At 27.2% G+C, this 23,227-nt stretch carries 25 protein-coding genes; 7 read left to right on the forward strand and 18 right to left on the reverse strand.

Going from position 1 to position 23,227, the window contains the following annotated elements; genetic code table 11:
* Positions 1 to 5 precede the first annotated feature (5 nt).
* From ABIV_RS11690 to ABIV_RS11750, 13 genes are all read right to left on the reverse strand, one after another.
* A complete protein-coding gene (locus ABIV_RS11690) occupies positions 6 to 362 on the reverse strand; it encodes a DUF2237 family protein (protein WP_114840054.1) in 357 nt (118 codons plus the stop codon).
* Positions 363 to 470: 108 nt separating this feature from the next.
* Positions 471 to 1,322, reverse strand: a complete 852-nt coding sequence (gene modD, locus ABIV_RS11695) for a ModD protein (RefSeq protein ID WP_114840055.1) — start codon at positions 1,320 to 1,322, stop codon at positions 471 to 473.
* Positions 1,323 to 1,330: 8 nt separating this feature from the next.
* The gene (gene modB, locus ABIV_RS11700) at positions 1,331 to 2,014 is read right to left on the reverse strand and encodes a molybdate ABC transporter permease subunit (protein ID WP_114840056.1); all 684 of its coding nucleotides are present in this window, start codon (positions 2,012 to 2,014) and stop codon (positions 1,331 to 1,333) included.
* A complete protein-coding gene (modA, locus tag ABIV_RS11705) occupies positions 2,011 to 2,715 on the reverse strand; it encodes a molybdate ABC transporter substrate-binding protein (protein ID WP_114840057.1) in 705 nt (234 codons plus the stop codon). The genes modB (ABIV_RS11700) and modA (ABIV_RS11705) overlap by 4 nt, the downstream gene beginning before the upstream one ends.
* A 9-nt stretch (positions 2,716 to 2,724) precedes the next feature.
* Complete coding sequence (locus tag ABIV_RS11710; RefSeq protein ID WP_114840058.1) at positions 2,725 to 3,576, reverse strand: ABC transporter ATP-binding protein; 852 nt, start codon at positions 3,574 to 3,576, stop codon at positions 2,725 to 2,727.
* Entirely contained in the window at positions 3,573 to 4,274 is a 702-nt protein-coding gene (gene modB / locus ABIV_RS11715) for a molybdate ABC transporter permease subunit (protein ID WP_114840059.1), read from the reverse strand. Before modB (ABIV_RS11715) ends, ABIV_RS11710 begins: the two co-directional genes overlap by 4 nt.
* The gene (locus ABIV_RS11720; RefSeq protein ID WP_114840060.1) at positions 4,267 to 4,668 is read right to left on the reverse strand and encodes a TOBE domain-containing protein; all 402 of its coding nucleotides are present in this window, start codon (positions 4,666 to 4,668) and stop codon (positions 4,267 to 4,269) included. Before ABIV_RS11720 ends, modB (ABIV_RS11715) begins: the two co-directional genes overlap by 8 nt.
* Complete coding sequence (gene modA / locus ABIV_RS11725; protein WP_114840061.1) at positions 4,665 to 5,411, reverse strand: molybdate ABC transporter substrate-binding protein; 747 nt, start codon at positions 5,409 to 5,411, stop codon at positions 4,665 to 4,667. Before modA (ABIV_RS11725) ends, ABIV_RS11720 begins: the two co-directional genes overlap by 4 nt.
* Before the next feature lies 1 nt (position 5,412).
* Positions 5,413 to 6,195, reverse strand: coding sequence for a TOBE domain-containing protein (locus ABIV_RS11730; RefSeq protein ID WP_114840062.1), 783 nt, complete (start codon positions 6,193 to 6,195; stop codon positions 5,413 to 5,415).
* A 137-nt stretch (positions 6,196 to 6,332) separates the two neighbouring features.
* Complete coding sequence (locus ABIV_RS11735) at positions 6,333 to 7,175, reverse strand: class 1 fructose-bisphosphatase (RefSeq protein ID WP_114840063.1); 843 nt, start codon at positions 7,173 to 7,175, stop codon at positions 6,333 to 6,335.
* Positions 7,176 to 7,242: 67 nt separating this feature from the next.
* Complete coding sequence (locus tag ABIV_RS11740) at positions 7,243 to 8,220, reverse strand: 6-phosphofructokinase (RefSeq protein WP_114840064.1); 978 nt, start codon at positions 8,218 to 8,220, stop codon at positions 7,243 to 7,245.
* A gap of 2 nt (positions 8,221 to 8,222) precedes the next feature.
* Complete coding sequence (locus ABIV_RS11745) at positions 8,223 to 9,260, reverse strand: AI-2E family transporter (RefSeq protein WP_114840065.1); 1,038 nt, start codon at positions 9,258 to 9,260, stop codon at positions 8,223 to 8,225.
* A gap of 1 nt (position 9,261) precedes the next feature.
* Positions 9,262 to 9,945 (reverse strand): DUF502 domain-containing protein, encoded by a 684-nt coding sequence (locus tag ABIV_RS11750; protein WP_114840066.1) that lies wholly within the window; start codon positions 9,943 to 9,945, stop codon positions 9,262 to 9,264.
* Positions 9,946 to 10,107: 162 nt separating this feature from the next.
* On the opposite strand from ABIV_RS11750, the gene ABIV_RS11755 reads away from it, so the two are divergent.
* The 6 genes from ABIV_RS11755 to mqnE all read left to right on the forward strand — a co-directional run bounded on the left by ABIV_RS11755 (position 10,108) and on the right by mqnE (position 15,271).
* Entirely contained in the window at positions 10,108 to 11,715 is a 1,608-nt protein-coding gene (locus tag ABIV_RS11755; protein ID WP_114840067.1) for a cation:proton antiporter domain-containing protein, read from the forward strand.
* Positions 11,716 to 11,894: 179 nt separating this feature from the next.
* Complete coding sequence (locus tag ABIV_RS11760; RefSeq protein ID WP_114840068.1) at positions 11,895 to 12,989, forward strand: aminotransferase class I/II-fold pyridoxal phosphate-dependent enzyme; 1,095 nt, start codon at positions 11,895 to 11,897, stop codon at positions 12,987 to 12,989.
* Positions 12,986 to 13,228, forward strand: coding sequence for a hypothetical protein (locus tag ABIV_RS11765; RefSeq protein ID WP_114840069.1), 243 nt, complete (start codon positions 12,986 to 12,988; stop codon positions 13,226 to 13,228). Before ABIV_RS11760 ends, ABIV_RS11765 begins: the two co-directional genes overlap by 4 nt.
* A gap of 1 nt (position 13,229) precedes the next feature.
* The gene (locus tag ABIV_RS11770) at positions 13,230 to 13,880 is read left to right on the forward strand and encodes a carbonic anhydrase (RefSeq protein WP_114840070.1); all 651 of its coding nucleotides are present in this window, start codon (positions 13,230 to 13,232) and stop codon (positions 13,878 to 13,880) included.
* Complete coding sequence (locus tag ABIV_RS11775) at positions 13,870 to 14,193, forward strand: hypothetical protein (protein WP_114840071.1); 324 nt, start codon at positions 13,870 to 13,872, stop codon at positions 14,191 to 14,193. The genes ABIV_RS11770 and ABIV_RS11775 overlap by 11 nt, the downstream gene beginning before the upstream one ends.
* Positions 14,194 to 14,209: 16 nt before the next feature.
* Positions 14,210 to 15,271 carry an aminofutalosine synthase MqnE gene (gene mqnE, locus ABIV_RS11780; protein WP_114840072.1) on the forward strand — a complete coding sequence of 354 codons (1,062 nt, stop codon included), beginning with the start codon at positions 14,210 to 14,212 and terminating at the stop codon, positions 15,269 to 15,271.
* Between the two features lie 10 nt (positions 15,272 to 15,281).
* On the opposite strand, the gene ABIV_RS11785 is transcribed toward mqnE, so the two are convergent.
* Together ABIV_RS11785 and ABIV_RS11790 are read right to left on the reverse strand one after the other, a co-directional pair.
* On the reverse strand, positions 15,282 to 16,559 hold the full coding sequence (locus ABIV_RS11785) for a response regulator (protein ID WP_162918013.1): 1,278 nt from the start codon (positions 16,557 to 16,559) through the stop codon (positions 15,282 to 15,284).
* Between the two features lie 23 nt (positions 16,560 to 16,582).
* Complete coding sequence (locus ABIV_RS11790; protein ID WP_162918014.1) at positions 16,583 to 18,451, reverse strand: sensor histidine kinase; 1,869 nt, start codon at positions 18,449 to 18,451, stop codon at positions 16,583 to 16,585.
* Between the two features lie 121 nt (positions 18,452 to 18,572).
* Here ABIV_RS11790 and ABIV_RS11795 point away from each other — a divergent pair, with 121 nt between their 5' ends.
* Positions 18,573 to 19,676, forward strand: coding sequence for a sensor histidine kinase (locus ABIV_RS11795; RefSeq protein ID WP_114840075.1), 1,104 nt, complete (start codon positions 18,573 to 18,575; stop codon positions 19,674 to 19,676).
* Here the strand turns inward: ABIV_RS11795 and ABIV_RS11800 are convergent, their stop codons facing one another.
* Genes ABIV_RS11800 through miaB form a run of 3 tightly spaced genes read right to left on the reverse strand, consistent with a single transcriptional unit; the run spans position 19,677 to position 23,207 of the window.
* Entirely contained in the window at positions 19,677 to 21,263 is a 1,587-nt protein-coding gene (locus ABIV_RS11800; RefSeq protein ID WP_114840076.1) for a hypothetical protein, read from the reverse strand.
* 15 nt (positions 21,264 to 21,278) lie between these two features.
* Complete coding sequence (locus ABIV_RS11805) at positions 21,279 to 21,893, reverse strand: lysophospholipid acyltransferase family protein (protein ID WP_114840077.1); 615 nt, start codon at positions 21,891 to 21,893, stop codon at positions 21,279 to 21,281.
* Positions 21,894 to 23,207 carry a tRNA (N6-isopentenyl adenosine(37)-C2)-methylthiotransferase MiaB gene (gene miaB / locus ABIV_RS11810; RefSeq protein ID WP_114840078.1) on the reverse strand — a complete coding sequence of 438 codons (1,314 nt, stop codon included), beginning with the start codon at positions 23,205 to 23,207 and terminating at the stop codon, positions 21,894 to 21,896.
* Between the last annotated feature and the right edge of the window lie 20 nt (positions 23,208 to 23,227).

Consider the following 23,227-nt stretch of genomic DNA (forward strand, 5'->3'; position numbering starts at 1 on the left):
CCTTCTTAGATTTTATACTCTAAAAGTATCTCTTTTTTTATAAATTTTGTTGTTGCATTTGATGTAGCTTCTGCATCAATTTTAGGAGCACAACCTGCTTCATAAGCCTCTTGCCATCTTAAAGCACATAAACACCATTTATCACCCTCTTTTAGACCTGGAAAATCAAATTGAGGTACAGGAGTTGATAAATCATTTCCCTTTGATTTTGAAAACTCTAAAAACTCATTTGTCATAATTGCACATACAGTATGTGTTCCAAAATCTTCAGGAGTTGTTCTACATACTCCATCTCTATAAAATCCTGTCATAGGAGAAGTACAACAAACTTGTAAATTTGTTCCTAAAATATTTGTTTGCATTTTCTATCCTTTTATTTGCAAGATTTTATACTTTTAAACTTTAGGATAAAAAAAGTTTCTAAACTTTATTAATAAATTTATCTTTTTATAATTTTTATTATTTGAAAGTTATTTTGATATAGTAAGTTTTGTTCCTAAATCAGCCATTCCACAATTATACAAAGAGCTAGTTACAATACCATCAACACCAGTTTGTACAAACTCTTGCACATTTGAAATATTAATTCCTCCTGCAGCTAATAATTTTATATTTTCATAACAATATCTATTTTTATGAGAAACTGCTTTTTTAATTAACTCTAAACTTCCTTTATCTATTTGAATAACATCAACCCCATACTCCATCAAAGCTTTTATATCTTCAAAACAAGATGACTCAACTACTATTTTCTTTTCAGGAGCCATTTTTTTAAAGCTATTGATTTTTTGATAAAACTCTTTATTTGAAGTATATATTTCTCTATGTTGCTTAAAAAAAAGTATTGTCTCACTTAAACCCAAACGATGAGGCATTGCTCCCCCATTTAAAATTGAGTTTATACAAAATTTTTTAGCAAAAGGAAAACTTTTTCTTGTAGTAAGAAGTTCACATGAAGGATTTATCTCTTTTATCAAAGTTACCATTTTATTTGTAGTTGTCGCTATTTTACAACTATATTCCAATAAAACTTGTACTAATTTATAAGCTTGATGAACACTATTATAATCTCCCTCAAACTCTATTAAAGTCTCATCTTTTTTAAGTCTACTCTTACTAGGGACAAAAAATAATACTTCACAAGATAAAAGTTTAATAATTCTAGCTGCTTCTTCAGTAGAAGAAACTGTAATATCTTCTCTTGTAAAAACTTTTAGTTTTGCTTTTTTACCCTTACAATCTTGAAGATAAGTAGTTAAATCAAAATATGGTAAATCCTCTTTTATATACTCTTGTAACTCAAAATCACTAATTATATTCATCTTTTTTCCTATATAATTTTTTTATTTTTCTTTTGTAAAATATTTAAACTTATAAAAAAGATTAAAGATATTACAACTAAAATAGCACTCAAAGCTAATGCTAAATCATACTCTCCATCAAATACTGCATTATAAATTGCTAAAGAGATAGTATCTGTCTTGCCTACAATATTTCCACCTAAAACTAGAGTTATCCCAACTTCACCTAAAGCTCTTGCTGCTGATATTAAAAGAGCAACAAATAAAGAGCTTTTTATTGTAGGAAGAACAATAAATAAAAAAGTTTTAAGTTCACTCTTTCCACTTAAAAAAGAGGCTTCTTTTATCTGAGTAGGAAACTGTTCAATACTTGCTTGTAGAGGTTTTACCATTAAAGGAAGTCCTGCAATAAAACTTGCAATTACTAAACCAGTAAAACTAAAAATAATACTAATATCAAAGCTTTGAAAAAAAGACCCAATAAAACCATTTCTACCTAAAAGGAGAAGAAGGAAAAAACCTACAGCAATAGGAGGAAAAATCAAAGGAAGTGTAACAATCGTATCCAACAACCATTTGAACTTAAGTTTTTCCTTCGCTAAAAAATAGGCTAAAGGTGTACCTATAAGTAATAAAAGAACTACACTTACACCTATTGTTTTTGCACTTAAAAGTAAGGGATGCCAAATATATTCAAACTCTATATCAATCATAATCCATATTTTTTAAAGACTTCTTTTGCTTCATCTGATAATAAATAGGCTAAAAACTCTTTACACTTTTTTGTTTTACAATTTTCTAATTCCCCTGCAACAATATTAATTTCAGAATAGTATTTTTGAGGAACTTCAAAAAAACCACCTATTTTATCTCTATTTGCAAGAGCTGCTGTTAGATTAACAATTCCAACATCTACTTCATTTGTAATAATATATGTCATTGAGTGAGGAACTGTAGCTACTGTATAAAGTCTATTTTTAACTTCTTCATATAGCTTTGAATTTTTTAAAAACTCTTCTCCTGCAATTCCATAAATAGCTTTTTTACTTTGAGGAATAGAGATTTTTTTTATTTTAGACTCTTTTAATTGTTCGATATTTTCTAGCTCTGTATTTTTTGAATAAGCAATTACTAATTTTCCTTTTCCAAGATTATAAAAATTTTTAAAAACCAATGCACTTTTCTTTTCTAAAAAATTTCTATCCCCAATAATTAAAGAGATATTAGTCTGTTTTGCTTGTGCACTTACTTGCTTCATATTCCCAAAAAAAGCATCTATTTTTTTATCTTTTTTTTCATAATTAGCAACTATTTCCATTAAAGGTTTTTTATAACCTGCACCAGCAGCTACTTTAAGATTTTGTGCATTCAAAAATAAAGAGAAAGCACATACTATAAATACTATTTTTTTCATTTTCTTCTTCTATGTATGAATTGTTGGAGCAAAAGCTTTTGTACTTACTCGAACATCTTGTCCTACTCTTAGCTCTTTTGCTTCATTTGAACTAATTGTAACTTCAACAAGTTGTTGTCCTATTGCAATAATTGCAACATAAATTACATCCACTTTTATAATATCAAGAAGTTTTCCCTCAAAAGAGAATTTTGCACTTCCACTTGTTTTAAGTAATACACTCTTTGCAGTTCCATCATCTACAATTTTCCCATCTTTTAATACAATTACTCTATTACTAAGTTTATAAATTTCACTTGGGTCATGGCTTACTAAAATAGTTGTGGTCTCAAACTCTTTATGTAGTTGTAATATCTCATCTTGTAGTTTTATTCTCATAGTTGGGTCTAGTGCTGATAAAGGCTCATCCATTAGAAGAAGTTTTGGTCTATTCATCAAAGCTCTACAAAGACTAACTCTTTGTTTTTGACCTCCACTTAAGCTATTTGGTAACCTATTTTTAAGTTCCCAAAGCTCTGTGATTTCTAGAAGATGATTTGCTAACTCTTTATCTTTATTTACAAAAAATAGATTCTCTAAAACTGTCATATTAGGAAAAAGTGCATAATCTTGAAAAACAAAACCTATTTTTCTTTTTTGTACAGGTAAAAACTCTTTTTCATCTTGCCAAATCTCATTATCAACTTTAATTATTCCCTGCGCTTTTTCAAGTCCAGCTAAACTTCTAAGAAGAGTTGTTTTACCACTTCCACTAAGTCCAGTTAAAGCAACAAAATCTTTACTTCTAATATCTAAATTTACATCTAAATTCATCACTCCATTTGAACCATGAAGCTCTTTTTTTATCTCTATTTTTATCATCTATGAAGTCCCGTAAATTTTTTATTATATTTTTGATTAAAAATATATACACAAAGTAAAACTATGAAACTTATTACTAACATTATTGCACTATAAATATGAGCTGAACTATAATCAATAATCTCTACAAATTCATAGATTGCTACAGCTGCTACTTTTGTCTCTTCAGGGATACTTCCTCCAACCATTAAAACAACACCAAACTCTCCAACAGTATGAGCAAAAGTTACAATAAGTGCTGTTAAAAGTGCTGGTTTAATATTTGGTAGAGCTACTTTTATCAAAGTTTCAAACTTACTTTTTCCTGCTATATAACTTGCTTCAAGCATATTTTTATTTATACTCTCAAAACCACTTTGTAAAGGTTGTACCATAAAAGGAAGAGAGTAAAAACAACTTGCTATTACGACACCCGTAAAGTTAAAAACAAGTTTTATTCCTAATACTTCATCAAAAAAAGCACCAATTGGTGAGTTTATAGATAAAGCCCAAAGAATATAAAAACCTATTACAGAAGGAGGTAATACAATTGGTAAAGCTGTAACTGCTTCTATAAAAGGTTTTGCTCTTGATTTAGTTTGAGACAAATACCAAGCTAGAGGCAAAGATAAAATAAAAAGTATAATAGTAGTGATAAATGCTAATTTAAAAGAGATTAGCAAAGGGTTTAAATCTAAATTTATTATTGCTTCAATCATTTAACACTTCCAAAATTGCTAAATCACTTGCTTTAAATAATAAGATAATTTCTTCTTCTAAAGCCAAGTTCATTTGTTCTAAAGAGTTTGTTGTAATAATTGCTTCAATAAATGTTCCATCTACATCACAAGTTACACTACTTAATAGTTCCCCTATTTCTATATTTGCTATTTTTCCAAGGAGTCTATTTGAAGAACTTAAAAAGCCTTCAAAATTTTTTGCTAAGGTAATATTAGTAGGTTTTACTGATAATAAAACTTTTTTTTGTTCTTTTATCTCTTCATTTAAATCTAAACTTATCATTGAAAGAGTTTTTGAGTTAAATGAGAAAGAGACTAAATTTAAACTCTCTTTACTTTTTATTTTTAAAACTTTTGCCTCTAGTTTATTCATGGTACTAAATATCCAAATTGTTTAAATATCTCTTTTGCTTTTTCACTTAGAATAAAATCATAAAAGGCTTTAACCTCTTTATTTCCTTCTGCTTTTTTTAAGATGATTATTCCTTGATTAATTGGAGTATAAAGTTTTGGGTCAACATCAGTCCAATTAATTCCTTCTTTATATTTTTTCATCTTATCACTATATAGTGATGATTTTGCAATAAAACCAAGCTCGGCTGCTGTAATTGCATATGAAACAGTTTGTGAAATAGACTCAGCATAAACAAATTTCTTCTCTATATCTTCATATAGTTTTGCATTTTTTAAAGCTTCAACAGCAGCTTTTCCATAAGGTGCTGTTTTAGGATTAGCAATTGCAATTTTTTCAATATTTTTTTCACTTACAATATTGATTCCCTTTGAAAAATCTTGCTCTTTAGAACTTAAAATTGCAAGACTTCCTTGAGCATAAATTAAAGGTTTTGTTAAACTTAAACCATCATTATCTAAAGTAATAGGATATTTCATATTTGCAGCCATAAATAATTGATATGGTGCTCCATTTTTTATCTGTGCTGTTAATTTTCCACTACTTCCAAGAGTAACTAATACTTTTGTATCTGGGTTTTGTTTATTAAACTCTTTAATTAAATCTTCAATTGCATAACTTACATTTGCTGCAACTGCAATGTTAATTGTGCTTGCTACTAAACTAGAAGCTAAAACAAACATCAAAAACAATAATTTTCTCATCTTACTTCCCTATCATTATGTCACTTGATTTAATAATTGCACAAACAGGCATCTCTTCTTTCAAGTCTAATGTTTTAATGGAGTTCGTAGTAATCACAGATACTACAGAATCTCCATTTCCTATATCAACTACTAATTCAGAGTTTATTACATCTTTTGTAATAGCTGACACTTTTCCTTCAAATTTATTTCTAGCACTTAATACAATATTAGTATCTGTACTTATAAGTACATTACTTGATTTAAAAAATGCAGTAACTTCATCACCTTTTTTTATATCTAAATCTTGAGCAGCAGCTTTAGTTATACTAGAGATTAGCGTATTTCCACTTTTTAGTTTGATAAGGACTTGGGCGTTTACTTCTGAAAGTATTATTGATTCAACAATACCTTGAATTTGATTTCTGGCACTAATTTGCATAGCTAATCTCCCTATTGTTTTAAGTGTTCCTGTATCTATATCAGTCATCTGTTTTAATCTATTTAAAAAACTTTTTTGTTCCTCTTTTAAAAATAGATATGTCTTTAATAGATTTTCACCATAAACGGTTAATGAAGTTCCTCCTCCACCTTTTCCACCTTTTTCTGTAGTTACTACAGCTTGTGAAGATAGATTGTTCATAGTATCAACTGCTTCCCATGCTTTTTTATAACTCATGGGTACTTCTTTTGCAGCTTGACTTATTGAACCACATTTTTGTATTGCAAAAAGTAAGTCAATCCTTTTTTCTAATAAAAAAGGTTGATCTAACAATTCTAAAGTTAAATTTGATGAAATTTCCAATGCATTCCTTTTTTCTTTATATACTATAGTAAACAACGCGTTGCATAAAAAAAAGATTCATGCATCAAAATCGTAGCGTTATATACCTTAATACATATTGAATCTTAATTATTTTTTGTAGCCTTAAGAGGCTACTTTTAACTATTTATATAATCTTCTACTTTTTGTACTTCAGAAGAGGAACCAAAATAAATAGGTGTTTTATCATGAAGTTCTACATTAGTCATATCTAAAATACGACCTCTTTCACTTATTGCTCTTCCACCTGCTTGTTCAATTATATATGAGATAGGAAAAGCTTCAAATAGTACTTCTAGTTTTCCATTTGGGAAAGATTTTGTTGCAGGAGAGGTATATAAACCACCTCTTTTGAATAAAATCTGATGAGTATCAAGGGCTAAAGAATCAGAATATCTTAATCTATATCCTTCATTAAAAAAGCTATCAATTAGCTCTTTATGCTCTTTTGTCCACTCACTAGCAACTCCACCTGTTGAGTTGATATTTCCTTTTTTCTCTAAAGTTAAAGGGTCTTGTTCTATAAACTCTCCATCTTCATATGAAAAATAAATCACACCTTCCGATTTTGAAGCGAATACTAATTGAAAAGTTGGTCCATAGGTAATATACATAGCTGCTTTTAAGTGGAAAGCATCCATTTGATGTTCATAAATTCCAAAAATAGTTCCTAATGAAAAATCTACATCTAATAAATCAACATTATCAATAGCAACATAAGAGATTTTATATTTTCCATTTTCATTGATAGTTGTATAATCTTTACTATCTTTTCCTATAAATCCATGTACTGATTTTACTCTTTTAAATTCTCTTTCAATAATTTTTGAACAATAATCATGAATACTATCATGCATTTGTCGTTCAGTTAATCCACTTGATAAAAACTTTTCACAATCAACAAATACATTTTTTTCTATATCTTCTGCAATATTTGTAATGGCATTAAAAACTGCAATCATAAATCTTAGCCTTTTCTATTTTATTAAATTTTATAATATCAAGTAATTGATTAAAAGCTTATATAGCTTAGTTTACCAATCTTCTTGCTAAATCAAGTAACTCTTTTTTTATCTCATATTTTGAAGAGTTTACATAATCAATTGAAACAAATTGGAACTCACTTTTATTATATACAATTACGCTACTTTCAGAGTCCTCTTTTAAAATCTCCTCTATTGCAAAAGTTACAAACTCAGAAGCCATAAGCCTATCATATACAGTAGGATTTCCTCCCCTTTGAATATGACCTAAAATTGTTGCTCTTGTCTCTATTCCAACATCTTCTTCAAGCCACCTTACAAGCTCATTTGTAGTTGTACATCTATTTTTTGAACAACCCTCTGCAACTACACAAACTATATATTTTCTACCCTCTTTTAACTCTTGTTTTAATCTTTTTCCAATCACTTCTAAATCATAATCAAGCTCAGGTATCATACAAACCTCAGCTCCACAAGTAATAGCAGAAACAAGAGCTAAATAACCACAATCTCTTCCCATTGTTTCAATTACACAAGCTCTTTTAAAAGAAGCCGAAGTATCTCTAATAGCATCGGTTGCTTCTCTAATAATATTTAAAGCTGTATCTACACCTAAACAATATTCTGTTCCAAAGATATCATTATCAATAGTAGCTGGAATTCCAATAAATTTTATTCCAAAATCTTTATAAAATTGGTCTAAGGCTCTAAATGAACCATCTCCACCTAAGATTATAAGTTTATCAATTCCATGTTTTTGTAAGTTTTCAAAGGCTTGTTTTCTATACTCTAAGTCGAAAAATCTTTTTGACCTCGAAGATCTTATTTTTGTTCCACCCTCATGCATTATTCCAGCTACATCATCATAAGAGGCTTTTTTAATATTTCCATCAATCAACCCCTCTAAGCCATCATAAATTAAAAAAGGTTCAATTTTTTTATTAAAACAGTAATCTACAAACTGCTTAATTGCAGGATTCATTCCTGCACAATCTCCACCTGATGTTAATATTGCTATTGCCATTTTTAACCTTTTGCTTCTTTTTTACTTGGAATATCTGACATCAATACTGCTAACCATTGTGTACTCTTATTTGAACTAAAAGCTATTTTTAATGTCATTGTAATAGGAACAGCAAGGAACATTCCAACAATTCCTAGAACCCAACCCCATAAAATAAGTGAGAAAAAGATAACTAAAGGAGATAAACCTAACTCTTTACCCATTAGTTTTGGCTCAATAATATTACTAATCGAGATATTTATTACCACATAAAAAACTATTAAAAATAAAGTTGTATTTAAATCTAAACTAACAAGAGATAAAAGTATTGCTGGTATTGAAGCTATGATAGACCCAACAACTGGAACAAAATTAAATAACATTGCAATTACACCCCAAAGAATTGGATAATCTACATCAAAAATAATAAGCCCTACGGCAATAATAAATCCTGTTAAAAAACTTGTTGTACTTTTTACTAAAAAATATTTTTGGATATTGTGAGAAAAAAGATTAAAGTGCTCTAACTCTTCACTATTTTGTTTAAAGATTACTTTTAGTTTTCTCTCAAATGATTTTGACTCAGCCAGGATAAAAGCAACTCCAATTACTATTAGTAAAAACTTAGAAAGAAAAGTTCCAATACTTCCTATAATATTTGTAGTAAAACCAAAGAAAGAGCTAAAATTTAAAGCATCTAAAATCATCTTTTTATCAACAACTACTCCATAAGTCTCCCCAAGAGCAATTATTTTTACAACTAAACCTTGAAGTTGTTGCTCATATTGAGGCATATTTGAAATAAAGTTCTTAAGTGAAATATTTACAATATATGCAAGCAGTAAAGAGATTAAAATAAAAATTGAAATTACTAAGATATAAGAGATTACTCTAGGGATATGTCTTCTTTCTAAAATTCTTAAAAGTGTAGAAAAAATTGATGAAATAAAAATTGCTAAAAATAAAATTACAACAATTTCACTTGCAACTTTTAAACCTGCAATGATAATTACTAAAGAGGCTAAATAAAAAAAATAGTGTCTAATATTTATTGCATCCAAATTAAGCTTCCTTGTTATTCTCTTCTAAAAACTGTGACAATGTTTTAAAATCTTCAATATTTTTTGGTTCTGTTTTTACTATATCAGCTAAAGACTTAACTCCCATTGACAAAAGGTATTGTAAATTTGAATCAAAAGTTGCCTCTTCAATAACTTTAATTTTATCTTTATGTACTTCAAACATATAACCCCCATTTGGAATTGGTGTCATCGATAAAACAACTGTATAATGATCTTTTATAATAGACTCTTTTGTTGAGTACATCAAACCAACATTATAATCATCTTTAGAAAAACCTCTTATTAAAACAACAAGTACTTTTTTCTCTCCAGATTTTGAGGTATTAAAAATATTTATTAACTCTTTTATAGTAGCATAGCCTGGAATTTTAGAATAAACTTTTTGTACTATATCAACTAGTTTCGTTTCTGCAAATACTCCTATAATATATGCAAAAGCTCCCATAATAAATACCCCAACGATAGTCCATAAAAAAGGATATTTCTCAGGCTCAAATCCAAATAGTTCAAACATATTTCCAGTTAATTGATTTATTTTTTCATAAACCCAAATTACAATTATTGTGATGGCTGCAATAGGAGCTAACCAAAAAAGACCTTTTAAAATTACTGTGATAACATGGTCTTTTCCATGAGAAAAATATTTTTTAGTTTTTTTTACCATTTCTTCCCTTCTTAAATAAAAGATTATTATAACCATTTAGAGGCTTTATTTCACTAAAAATATATAGATTTATCATATTTTTTATTAAGTGCACAAATTTTTTGAATAATTTTTATACAGCTGTTAATTAAATTTCCTATTCATTTAAGATAAAATTTCTTTATGGAAAATACACTATTAATTATATTTGTTTCACTTGCGTTAGCAACTATTTTAAATCTAATTTTAAAAAGACTATCTATTTCTCATATTATTGGATATATTTTAACAGGAACTATTGTTGCAACAATATTTAATTTTAATGAGAAGAGTACTCTTCATACTTTGGAATTAATTGCTGAATTTGGTATTGTTTTTTTAATGTTTACTATCGGTTTAGAGATGCCTTTAGAGAGAATAAAAAAATTAAAAAAACTTCTTTTTGGAAATGGTCTTTTACAAGTTTGTATTAGTGCAATAATCATCTTTGTAACTACTCATTTTATATTTAAACTTGATTTCACTTCATCTTTAATAATCTCACTAGCTTTCTCTTTATCATCAACAGCTATTGTATTAAGTTATTTAAAACAATCAAAAGATATTTATACTCCCTACGGAGAAAAATCTACTGCTATCTTAGTTTTTCAAGACTTAGCAGTTATTCCTATCTTATTACTTATTACTTTTCTTTCATCTGAGGGAAGTTCTATTGAGATAATTTTGTTTAAAACATTTATTTCTGCTTTAGTAATTATTGCACTTATGTTTACTATTGGTAAAAAAGTTATGGGTTATTTATTACAGTTTTCTTCAAACACCAGATTAGAAGAACTATTCTTAGCTTCGGTTTTATCGATTGTTTTAGGTGCTTCTTTATTAGCCCATGAGTTTGGTTTTACCTATTCACTTGGAGCTTTTATTGCTGGGATGATTATTGCTGAGACTAAATATCATATAAAAGTTGAATCAGATATTTCAAGTTATAAAGATTTACTTCTTGGAACATTCTTTTTTTCAGTTGGAACTAAAATAGATATCTCTTATTTTATTGAAAATATTTTTTATCTATTTGCTGTTTTAGTTCTTGTAATGCTAATAAAAGCAGTTGTTGTATATTTTATTGTTAAACAAGATTCAAATAAGAGTGACTCTATTAAAGCAGCTCTTGCTTTATGCCAAATTGGAGAGTTCTCTTTTGCTGTTTTTGCTCTTGCTAGTGCAGATGGTTTATTAGAAGAAAATCTTAGTAATTTTCTTATTTTAGTTACTGTTCTATCAATGATTTTAACACCTTTTATTATCAATAATATTTATAAACTCTCTTCATATATTATTGTTGAGTTTTATGAGTCAGATAAGATTACTCCTATTAATAAAAAGAACCATATCGTTATTTGTGGTTATGGAACTTTAGGAAGAATTATTGCAAAAGAGTTAGAAAAACAAAAAAAAGAGTTTGTAATAATTTCAGACAATTTAAAGCATGTAGTTCTTGCAAGAAAAAATGGATATATGGCATATTTTGGACACTTAGAAAAGTTACCTGTTATTGAATCACTAAAAGTAGAAGATGCTTCAAGTATTATAATAACACTTAGCAATATCTCTAAAAAATCTCTGATTTGTGAAGCAATTTTAAAATATGATGAAAATGCAAATTTAATAGTAAAAATTGATTCAAAAAGTGAAAAACAATATTTAAGTGATTTAAATATTAAAAATTTTATTCATGCTCAACAAGAGACAGCTAACTTAATAATTCAAAAAAGTTTAGAAGCTATAAGCTAATAAGCCTAAAATAAAAAAAGAGCAAAGAAAAATCTCTGCTCTATACTACTATGAAGGACGTTTAATTAGTAGGTGAAGAAATTATAACTACTCACTATAGCAAAACAGTAGCATTTAGAAAAAATTTAACAATTTTTAAAAATTTTTTGTATATAATTATAAAATTATTAGGAGTAATATTGTACGAAAAAGAGTTGAACTCAATCAAAAAAGCTAATAGATATCGTACTAGAAAGGTCTTTGATACTAATCTTGTTGATTTAGCCTCAAATGACTATTTAGGTCTTGCCTCTCAAAAAATACTTTTTGAAAATACTTACAAAAAACTCTATCAAGAAAAATTCACTTCACCAAAAGCATCAATTGTTGTAACAGGATATAGCCAATTTCATAAAGATTTTGAAGATGATTTAAAAAAATACAATGGTTTTGAAGATGCAGTTGTAGTTGGAAGTGGTTTCTTAGCAAATATCTCAATGATTGAAGCACTTGTAAGAAAGGGTGATATTTTATTTATTGATGAAAACTATCATGCAAGTGGAATGCTAGCAACTAGACTTCTAAATAAAAATCAAGTAGTTATTTTCAAACATAATGACTGCCAAGACTTAAAAAAGAAATTTGAAAATCAAGATGCAAAGGGACGAAAAATTATTGCCATAGAAGGAGTTTATTCTATGGAAGGTGATTTAGCTCCTAAAGAAATTTTTGATTTTGCAAATGAAAAAAATGCTTTACTAATAGTTGATGAAGCACACTCTTCTGGAATCTTAGGAGATAAGCTTTTAGGAATTTTTGATTTATATAAAATCAAACCCAAAGAAAATCATATAAAAATGGGAACTTTAGGAAAAGCCTATGGAAGTTATGGAGCATATATTCTTGCTTCAAAGACTATAATTGATTTTCTTGTAAATAGAGCAAAAGCCATTATCTACACAACTGCTCCATCTTTATTTGATATAGTTTTAGGCCATGAATCATTAAAATATATACAAGAAAATAAAGAACAATTTAAAGAGAAAATTGATTCTAACTTACAACTTGTAAACAATATTTTAGGTTTAAACTCTCAAAGTTTAATTATTCCTGTGCAAATAGCAGATAACAAAAAAGTTTTAGAACTTCAAAAAAGTTTAGAACAAAAAGGTTATCTTGTAGGAGCAATAAGACAACCTACAGTTAAAAGTGCAATAATAAGACTTATTGCAAAAACTGATATTAAACAAAGTGACTTAGAGTATGTTTGTAATTTTTTAAAGGAAGCAAAATGAAGAAACTACTTTTAATCTTAGCCTTTTCACTTACAGCCTTTGCTAGTGAAAATACTTTTGTAAACATGAAGAACTGTGAAAGTATAGTGCTTTCAAAACTAACAACACTTATCTCTTGCCATCAAATGGATTACTTAGTTGAGTACAGAAATATTGATGATGAAGAGAAAGATAGAATAAAAAAGGTTACGGTTGTAACACCTAAAAGCCAAGTAATAATAAAAAATGTAGGAAAATAGCATGATATTAAATGAATTAATCAAAGGAAATGAGAACTTTAGACAGAATCAATTCTTGGAGTTAGAAAATGACTTACAAGAATTGGTTGAACATGGACAAAAACCTGAAGTTCTTTTTATTGGATGTTCAGATAGTAGAGTTACACCTGATTTAATGCTTAACTCAAAACCTGGAGATATGTTTATTTTAAGAAATGTTGGGAATTTTGTTCCCCCTTATAAACATGATGAAGATTATCATGGTAGTGCTGCGGCTATTGAGTATGCAGTTGCTGTTTTAAAAGTAAAACATATTATTGTATGTGGACACTCACACTGTGGAGCTTGTAAGTCTTTATATGAGGAAATACCAGATACAAAATCATTAATTCATGTAAAAACTTGGTTAAAACTTGGGGCAAAAGCAAAAGAGAGAACTCTTAAAAACCAAAAATTTAATACAGAAGAAGAGAAATATAGAGCTACGGAGCGAAACTCTATTAGATACCAACTTGAAAATCTTTTAACTTATCCAGATGTAAAAAGATTACTTGAAGAGGGGAAACTTAAAGTTCATGGATGGTATTATGACATCCAAACTGCTAAAATAGATTATTTTGATAGTAGTGATGATACATTTAAACCTTTAAGTGAGTTTACATATGAACCATAATCCAGAAGTTAGAAGACTTCCTAAAAAAACTGTTGCTATAATTGCCATTATGTCTATAGTAACAATTTTAGGTTTTGGCTTTGTAATGATTACAAAAAACCTAAAAATGGAAGAAGTCTTAAATAATCTTGGACACAAAAATATTTCTAGCATTAAAGTAGTAAATAGAATGAGTGTTGAAGATACGCAAACAAAAGTAAAAAGTACAGTTTATAAAGTTACTTTTTTTGATAAGACTTTAAATAAAGAGTGTATAGGTTTTGTACATAGAAGTAATGAAGGAAACTACACTAAAGATATAGACTGTAAATAATAAATAAGAAGAGATAATGAGTGTTTTAGAAAAGATTAAAAATAAACAAAGACTTGGACTTGAAGATGCTATAAAATTATATGATTTAGACCTTTTTGAATTAGCATCTATTGCAAATGATATTAGAAGAGAAAAACATGGAGATAAGACCTACTTTAATATAAATAGACATATCAACCCTACAAATATTTGTAAAGATGTTTGTCAATTTTGTGCATATAGTGCAAGTAGAAAAAATCCAAATCCTTATACAATGAGCCATGAACAAATTTTAGAAATAGTGAAAAACTCATCTAAAAATGGTATTAAAGAAGTACATATTGTTTCAGCACATAATCCAGATACTGGTCTTGAATGGTATTTAGATATTTTCAAAAAAATAAAAATGGAATTCCCTCAAATTCATGTAAAAGCTTTAACAGCAGCAGAAATCCACTTTTTAGCACAAGAATATAAGCTAAGCTATGAAGAGATTATTAAAAAAATGATTGAAAGTGGTGTAGATTCTATGCCAGGTGGTGGTGCTGAAATTTTTGATGAAAAAGTGCGAAAAAGAATTTGTGGGGGGAAAGTTACATCTCAACAATGGCTTGATATTCACAAACTTTGGCACAAAGCTGGACATGAAAGTAATGCAACTATGCTATTTGGACATATTGAGACAAGAGAGCATAGAATAGACCATATGTTAAGATTAAGAGATTTACAAGATGAGACTGGAGGATTTAATGCATTTATTCCTCTTGTATACCAAAAAGAGAATAACTATTTAAAAGTAAAAGATTTTCTAACTGGTCAAGAAATTCTTAAAACAATGGCAATTGCAAGAATTTTATTAGATAGTATTCCTCATATCAAAGCTTATTGGGTAACTTCAACAGTAAAATTAGCTCTTTTAGCACAAGAATTTGGAGCAAATGACTTAGATGGAACTATTGAAAAAGAGTCTATTCAAAGTGCAGCTGGAGCTAAAAGTGCAAATGGAATGCCTCTTCAACAATTTGTTGATTTAATTAAAAACTCTGGATTTACTCCTGTAGAAAGAGATTCTGTTTATAATGAGATAAAAGTTTGGTAACTTTATCTCATTAAAAAATTGACTTTTTCTGTTTCTTTAACTCTTCATTCTCTTTTTGAAGATTTGTAACTAAATCTTTTAAATCATTTATTCTTTTTTTATTTTCTAAATCTTTTTTAATAAAAGAATCTAATTCTCCTGTCTTTGCCGATAACATTGTTTCTAAATCATTTATTGTTTTCTCTTGTCTTTTATTCAAACTTTTAATACTATTTAAAGCTCTATACATCTGATCAAACTGCTTACTCTTATCTTGTTTTGTCATTAAATTTAATTTATCATACTCTAAATTGTTTTTTTCATAAGCTTCTAATTGATTAAGTAACTGCTTTCTTTTTAACTCATTTTGAGAAGCTTTATTCTCCAATGAAATATTAGCATTTGAAAGATCAATTATCTTTTTATTCAAAAGCTCTTTTTCACTAACTAATTGACTTATTGCTTTTTTATACTGAGTTACTTGCTCTAAATATTTTTTATAGCTCTCTCTTTTTTTAAGTTCATCTTCTGTTACTAAAAATCTAACTGCTATATACTCTTTAATCTCCTTATTAGAAGAATCAAAGATTGGAATAATCTTAGTATTTACAAAAAAAGTAGAACCATCTTTTGCTAAGTTTTTAAAAGTACCACTCCAAATTTTACCACTTTGAATAGTATCCCATAAAGTTTTGAAAAAATCCTTTGAAATCTCTGGATGCCTTATTAGCTTATGAGATTTACCAATTAACTCACTCTCTTCATAGCCAGTAACAACACAAAATCCTTCATTTACGTAAGTAATCTTGCCACTTAAATCTGTTTTTGAGACAATTGCTTCTTGATTTAAAATATCTAAATAAGTTTGTAACTCTTTCTTTTGATTTTCATAACTTTTTTTATAAAATATATCATTACAAATCCTATCTAACCTCTCATTTATAATATTTAAATCAATTGGTTTCATAATATAACTATCAATATGTAAATATATAGCTTGTAATAGTTGTTCTGTCTCCGTTCTTGCTGTAATTAACATAGAAGGAATATCTTTATCTATTTCTTTAATCTTCTCAAACATCTCTAAGCCATCCATTTTAGGCATATTAATATCACTAATTACTAAATCAAATTTTTCATTTTTTGAATAAGCATCTTGAAAAGCTAAAAAGCCATCTAAACCATTAGAACAAAGTTTAACTGTACTAAATTTTCGCTCTAAAAATTTACCTAATTTTTCCCTTGCTAACTCTTCATCTTCTACATATAAAACTTTTAAACTTTTAATTTTTTCATTTATTTCTATCATCATAAATCCTTTAAAAAAGATATCTATAGCTTATCTACTAAATCACTATCAATTGGTTTTTTTAAACTTCGATAAGCTAACTCTTTATACTTTTGTTCTATCTCATTTTCAGAAATTAAAATAAGTTTATTTTCTGAATTATTCACTAAAAAATCTAACTCCTCTTCTGTCATTTTATCTATGTCAACAATTAGCTTTTCATCTCTTTCCATATATTTTTTTAGTTCATCAAAAGAGAAAGCTTGAAGAACTTTATACTTTTTATTTAAATCAATTACCAAATTAAAAAATAGTACGGGGTCATTATTTAAAACTATTATCTCTTCTTTTCTCTCTATTAAAGTAGAAACATCCTCACTATTTGTACTTTTTATCTCTAAAAGATTCATACTCTCTAACAAGTGTTTATTTTTAGGAAAAACAACAGAGAACCTTGACCCCTTATCTACTTCACTTTCTACACTTATTTTTGCGTCTAATAATTTTGTTAACTCTTTACAAATAGCTAAACCTAAACCTGTACCACCATATTTCCTTGTAGTACTCCCATCTGCTTGTTTAAACCTATCAAATATATGTTCTAACTTATCTTTTGAGATTCCTATTCCATTATCTTCAACAATAACTTTAAAGTTTTTATTTTCATCAACCACTAAAAACTTTACTTGTCCATTTTCTGTAAATTTTAAAGCATTACTTAATAGATTTTTTATTATTTGGTTAATTCTATCTTTATCACTAAATATATAATTCAATGATTTATCAATATGGAAAACAAAATCAATATTTTTCTCTTTTACTTGAAGGTTAAACATATCATAAATACCATGCATTAACTCTTTTAAATCAATTTTATCATTATTTAAAGTTATCTCCCCTGCTTCTAGTTTTGAAAGGTCTAACACATCATTAATAAGAAAGAGTAAATCTTTTCCACATCTATTTATAATCTCTAAATTTTTAATCTCTTTTTCATTTAAAATACCTCTTTTATTTTTCATCATTACATTACTTATTACATTGATTGAATTAAGAGGTGTTTTTAACTCATGACTCATATTAGCCATGAAATCATCTTTTGCTTTATTTGCATCTAAAAGCTCTTTTTTTTGTTCTTCTAATTTATTTTTCTGAATCTCTCTTATCATAGTTAATTGTTGCATATTGATATAAGCTTCATTAATTCGTTTTGACATTTTGTTAAAAGTATTAGCAAGAGTATGTAACTCATTTTTTTCAATATTGCCTAATTTAATTTCAATTAACTCATGCTCAACAACATCAAACTTTTTTGTTGAATCAATAATAATATTAAGAGGTTCTACTAAATGTTTAGTCGAGAAGATTAAAAATAGAACTCCTAAAGTAATCATACTTGCAAGAATATTTAATAAAATTAAATAAATTGACTCTTCCATATTCTCAAAAATTTCTGATTCTTTAATAAATAAAAAGATGTAATAATTTCTATTATTGTGAGAAAACTCTATTCCATGAGTTAATAAATTTTTAGAAAAACTATATTTTAAGTTAGGAAGTCTAATTACCGATTTTATATTTTCAATATTAGATGAGACTACTCCATGTAAAAAAAGAAACCTTTGTTTCTCCTCAATAATAGCTAGACCTGAAATATCTGTAGTTGCTTCTATTGCATGGGCAATAGAACTTAACTCTTTAATATCTTTTTTTTCTGTATTATTAATTAATATATCTTTATATACTTTTTCAATCTTTATAAATACTTTTTCTAGTTTTCTTTTTTCATTTGTATATTCTGTGAATATTTGAAAGACAACAAAAATAAATACAAAAATAAAATATGTAAGATATACTTGTTTAAATAAGTTTGAACTAATACTATTTTTAAATCTTTCTATTATATTTAACATCACTTTTGAACTTAAAGTTTCACTCCTATATTTTTTATTAATCATTATATTATTAAAAAATACTATTATAGTATCATTTTCCATTATAATTTTATAAGATTTAAATTACAAAGGATATTTAATGAAAGATAATTTTTCTATTTTAATACTTGATGATGTACAAGATAATATCTATTCATTAGAGTTATTAATTGAAGACTTAGATATTAATGTCTATTCAGCTTTAAAAGCAAATGATGCTATTAATATTCTTATGAAAGAAGATATAGATTTAATTCTTTGTGATATACAAATGCCAGATATAGATGGATTTCAGTTTGTAGAATATATAAAAAATATAGATAAACTAAAAGATATACCAGTTATTTTTATCACCGGAATTTATGATAAAGATTTCTATCAAAAGAAAGGTTATGATTTAGGCGCAATTGAATATATCTCAAAACCTATAGATGATGTTCTTTTAACTTCTAAATTAAAAGCATATATTGAATTATTTAATAAAAATAAACAGATAAAATCCTCTTTAGAAAAGGCAAATAAGCTTGCTGTACATAATACAAAGATGGCAAGTATTGGAGAGATGATTGGCGTAATCTCTCATCAACTAAAACAACCTTTAAATGTTTTGTCAATCTATTGTGATGATATTAAATTTGCCTATACTTTTAATGAACTAAATGATGAAGTTATTAATGACTTTTCTGAAAACACTAAAAAACAAATCCATTATATGAGAGATACAATTGATGGTTTTTTAAACTTTTTTAAAGAAGATAAAAATAAAAATAGTTTTGAGATAAAAAAAGTTATTGAAAAAACAAAAGAGTTACTAACTCCTCAAATAGAGATGAATCAAGTTGAAATAGAGACTCAAATTCTTTCAAACTATACTTTAAATGGTATAGAAATGGAATTATCTCAAGTTCTTATTAATCTAATTACTAACTCTATTCAAGCCTTTATTGAAAAAGATATTAAAGAAAGAAATATTGAAATAATCTCTTTTACTAAAAATGAAAAAAACTATTTAGTAATAAGTGATAATGCAGGTGGAATAGAAGAGAGCAATTTAGAAAAGATATTTGATCCTTATTACACGACAAAAGAGGATGGCACAGGTATTGGTTTATATATGGTAAAACTTGTAATAAAAAATAGTTTTAACGCTAATTTAAAAATTGAAAACTCTAAAAATGGAGTTAGATTTGTAATTCAATTTTAACTATTTTGGTTGATGAAATTGTAGAAGAAATTCTATTTCTATACCAGCTTCAGTTTTCACAAAATTAATTGGATAGGCAATATTTATTGAATACATTTCATTATTTAAAATCTCAATAATTTTGAAAAATTCTAAAGGAGATTGTACAAGCATATTTACTAAATAATCAAAAGTTACAAACTCATTTTTAGAACTTGATTTAAAGTTTAGTCTTGTCTCTTTTGAAAATAGCATTTTAAGTTGCTCTGTTACAGTAATAATAGACATAAATTCATTTGATAAATATATCTCTTTATACTCTTTTGTCTCTTGCTCTTTTTTAGCTTTAAAACCTTCAACATTAATACTTGCTTTTAATACTGGTTTTTTACTCTCTTTAAATTCAATATCTATTTTCTCATACTCTTTTTGTAGTTCTGGCTTGATAACCTTAATAAAAGTATCTTTATTTAACATATTAATATCAAGTAATAATCTATCATTATCAACTGTTAATTCTGTTAATACTACATCATAAGGGATTACTTCTAAAGCTTTTAATACTTTAAACTCTACATCAGAATTTAAAGATAAATGGTTAGGAAGAATTATCTTCTTTTTTATTTCCTGTTTAACTACAACTTCTTGTTTTTGAACTACTTCTTTTTTACTCTCTTCAATTCCTAACCATTTCTTATATGGTAAAACAAAAGCACTTGCTGCAAAAACTACAGCAAAAATAGCTAAAACTATAATAAAGTTTCTAACTGTATTTGTAGGTTTAGGTCTTGGTTTTATAAAACTTTTATGGGAATGAGTATCTTTTGATAATTGAAATAACTCTTCATCTACAGATATTGGATGATAAGTTACATCTATCATAAACTCTTCACTCATTTGTGATATCTGTTCACTTGTTAAAATTTTAATATTATATAAAAGTGATATTTTCTCAATAAAAATATTTTTACTACCTTCATAAAACTCTTCAATTGTATTTTGAATTGCCTCATGTAGTTCTAAGCTATATACTTCATCAAATAGCTTTTGTCCTAAAACTTCATTTTCATAAAATTTACTCTGCTTAATATCATCAAAAGCAGTTAATTGAATCTTTTTATTGAAAACTATCTCATTTTTTTCATTTAAAACTACACAAAAAGCTTGGTCATTAAAAAGTAAAACTACTAAATTATTATTGCAAGGATTTTGCTCTATATGTAGATTTAAAATATGATATGCAGAGAAGATATAATCAACTCCACATTTTTCAAAATAGTTTTTTGTTTCAAAAAGAGTATTTTTTGAAACTGCGATATTGTAATCATTATTTAAAGATGTGATTTCACAATCTTTTGGTTTTGCACCTTTCTTTTTTATAAGGGCAGTATCATCAGCAATTAATAGTGTAGAAATATAGGTATTATTTATTTCTGAAGCATGATTATTAAGTTTTGTAGCAATGTCTCTACCTAAGATATCATCTTTTGCAATAAAAGTAGAACTATTTGTCTCAACAATATCATTATTGCTAAGTCTCTTATAGTTTATTTTTAATTGATTAGTATATTTTATTGCATTAATATATAATGATTCTTTGGAAAACATTTTAAAACTCAACCTTTATTGCATGGCGTTTTCTAGCATTTTTTCTTTTATAAGTTCTTTTGCTTCTTCCATTTCCATATTGCTAATATCTAAAGGTTCTTGAATAAAGAACTCTAAAGTACCAAAAGGTTTTGGTAAAACAAACTTATCCCAAGAGTTAAATTGCCAATATTTAGTTGCTTTATAGTTAAATATCAAAATTCTAGCATTTGTTTTCTTTGAGATAGCAACAATCCCGTCAGCAACTGAATGTCTTGGTCCTCTTGGACCATCAGGAGTTATTGCTACATCATTTTTTGCTTTTATCTCTTTAATAGCAGAAATTAGAGCTTTTGCTCCACCTTTACTGCTTGAACCTCTAATAGAGTGAATACCTAAATATTCAACTGTTCTTGTTATAGCTTCCCCATCTTTATGTTGACTTATTAAAGCACTAACTTTCCCATTTAATTTTAGTTTCCTATAATTAAATGGTTGCATTAGAAGCTCTCCATGCCAAAAAGCCACAACAAAAGATTCATTTTCATCTATCTTAGGGTGATGAAAAACTTTTTTACTTGTAAAATATATGAACTTTACAAAGAGTTGTAAGAAAAAAGGTACAACTCTTGTAATTAAAAAAATTTTCATTTAGTTTACCACTTCACCTTTTAATGCCGTTCTTGTTGCATCAGTAATCTTAACTTTTACGATTTGTCCTAATAACTCATCACTACCTTTTACAAAAACTTGGCAATAGTTATCTGTAAAACCAGCAATTTCACCATTTGGTTTTAAAGATTCAAATAAAACTTCTACAGTTTTTCCAATATTTGAATCCATTAATTCACTTTGATGTAATTTATGAAGTTCAATAACCTCTATAAGTCTTGCACTTCCAATTTCATCTTCAATCTCTAAATCTTTAAATTCTAAAGCTTTAGTATTTGGTCTTGGAGAGTATTTAAAGTTAAAAATTTGGTCAAATTTAACTTGTTTGATTACATCAATTGTATCTTCAAAATCTTCTTGAGACTCACCTGGGAAAGCTACAATAATATCAGTAGTGATTCTAACATTAGGAACTAAATCTCTAATTTTTTTAGCCCTATTTAAAAACCACTCTTTTGTATATCCTCTTTTCATAGCTTTTAATACTTGTGTTGAACCACTTTGTAAAGGCATATGAATACATTTTGAAATCTTAGGATTTTTTGCAAATTCTTCAATAAACTCATCATCCATATGTAAAGGATGAGGAGAAGTAAATCTAATTCTCTCTAAACCTTCAATCTTTGACACTTCTTGTAAAAGTTTAGTAAAGTTTGTTTTTTCTCTTCCATCAGAGAATCTTCTTCCATAAGAGTTTACATTTTGACCTAATAAAGTAACCTCTTTTGCTCCCTTTGCAACATCTTTTTGAACTTGTTCAACAATCATCTCTGGTGGAATAGAGATTTCATCACCTCTTGTTGCAGGAACAATACAGTAAGTACACTCTTTATCACATCCAATAGAAATATTTACAGATGTTTTATATAAGGAATTAGAATTTTGTGCAAATTGGTAAGTTGAGTCATCATAATCAATATCTATCTCAACAGAACCTTTTTTATCAACTACATCTTTAATCTTTGAAATATTTCTTGCTCCAACAACAAAATCTACATAAGGAGCTCTTTTTATAATATCTTCACCTAAGTGGCTTGCAGTACATCCACAAACACCAATCTTAGCATCTTTTTTCTTTTTAATATTGAACTGTCCAATTTCAGAAAAAAGTTTTTGAACAGGTTTCTCTCTTACTGAACAAGTATTAATAATAATTAAATCAGCTTCTTCCATCTGATCTGTTGTAATATAGTTTTTATGCTCTTTTAGTTCAGCAATAATATGTTGACTATCAGTGTCATTCATTTGACACCCTAGCGTTTGTATAAATAGTTTCTTTTCTTCTTTACTCATTTATCTTTATTCACTTTTTA

The organism is Halarcobacter bivalviorum (genome assembly GCF_003346815.1).
In the GTDB taxonomy this organism is placed as follows: domain Bacteria; phylum Campylobacterota; class Campylobacteria; order Campylobacterales; family Arcobacteraceae; genus Halarcobacter; species Halarcobacter bivalviorum.

Excerpts from the sequence above, each read along its gene's own strand:
- ABIV_RS11690 (WP_114840054.1), bottom strand. The coding sequence starts at position 362 with ATGCAAACAAATATTTTAGGAACAAATTTACAAGTTTGTTGTACTTCT.
- modD (WP_114840055.1), bottom strand. The coding sequence starts at position 1,322 with ATGAATATAATTAGTGATTTTGAGTTACAAGAGTATATAAAAGAGGAT.
- modB (WP_114840056.1), bottom strand. The coding sequence starts at position 2,014 with ATGATTGATATAGAGTTTGAATATATTTGGCATCCCTTACTTTTAAGT.
- modA (WP_114840057.1), bottom strand. The coding sequence starts at position 2,715 with ATGAAAAAAATAGTATTTATAGTATGTGCTTTCTCTTTATTTTTGAAT.
- ABIV_RS11710 (WP_114840058.1), bottom strand. The coding sequence starts at position 3,576 with ATGATAAAAATAGAGATAAAAAAAGAGCTTCATGGTTCAAATGGAGTG.
- modB (WP_114840059.1), bottom strand. The coding sequence starts at position 4,274 with ATGATTGAAGCAATAATAAATTTAGATTTAAACCCTTTGCTAATCTCT.
- ABIV_RS11720 (WP_114840060.1), bottom strand. The coding sequence starts at position 4,668 with ATGAATAAACTAGAGGCAAAAGTTTTAAAAATAAAAAGTAAAGAGAGT.
- modA (WP_114840061.1), bottom strand. The coding sequence starts at position 5,411 with ATGAGAAAATTATTGTTTTTGATGTTTGTTTTAGCTTCTAGTTTAGTA.
- ABIV_RS11735 (WP_114840063.1), bottom strand. The coding sequence starts at position 7,175 with ATGATTGCAGTTTTTAATGCCATTACAAATATTGCAGAAGATATAGAA.
- ABIV_RS11740 (WP_114840064.1), bottom strand. The coding sequence starts at position 8,220 with ATGGCAATAGCAATATTAACATCAGGTGGAGATTGTGCAGGAATGAAT.
- ABIV_RS11750 (WP_114840066.1), bottom strand. The coding sequence starts at position 9,945 with ATGGTAAAAAAAACTAAAAAATATTTTTCTCATGGAAAAGACCATGTT.
- ABIV_RS11755 (WP_114840067.1), top strand. The coding sequence starts at position 10,108 with ATGGAAAATACACTATTAATTATATTTGTTTCACTTGCGTTAGCAACT.
- ABIV_RS11765 (WP_114840069.1), top strand. The coding sequence starts at position 12,986 with ATGAAGAAACTACTTTTAATCTTAGCCTTTTCACTTACAGCCTTTGCT.
- ABIV_RS11770 (WP_114840070.1), top strand. The coding sequence starts at position 13,230 with ATGATATTAAATGAATTAATCAAAGGAAATGAGAACTTTAGACAGAAT.
- ABIV_RS11775 (WP_114840071.1), top strand. The coding sequence starts at position 13,870 with ATGAACCATAATCCAGAAGTTAGAAGACTTCCTAAAAAAACTGTTGCT.
- mqnE (WP_114840072.1), top strand. The coding sequence starts at position 14,210 with ATGAGTGTTTTAGAAAAGATTAAAAATAAACAAAGACTTGGACTTGAA.
- ABIV_RS11785 (WP_162918013.1), bottom strand. The coding sequence starts at position 16,559 with ATGATAGAAATAAATGAAAAAATTAAAAGTTTAAAAGTTTTATATGTA.
- ABIV_RS11790 (WP_162918014.1), bottom strand. The coding sequence starts at position 18,451 with ATGTTAAATATAATAGAAAGATTTAAAAATAGTATTAGTTCAAACTTA.
- ABIV_RS11795 (WP_114840075.1), top strand. The coding sequence starts at position 18,573 with ATGAAAGATAATTTTTCTATTTTAATACTTGATGATGTACAAGATAAT.
- ABIV_RS11800 (WP_114840076.1), bottom strand. The coding sequence starts at position 21,263 with ATGTTTTCCAAAGAATCATTATATATTAATGCAATAAAATATACTAAT.
- ABIV_RS11805 (WP_114840077.1), bottom strand. The coding sequence starts at position 21,893 with ATGAAAATTTTTTTAATTACAAGAGTTGTACCTTTTTTCTTACAACTC.
- miaB (WP_114840078.1), bottom strand. The coding sequence starts at position 23,207 with ATGAGTAAAGAAGAAAAGAAACTATTTATACAAACGCTAGGGTGTCAA.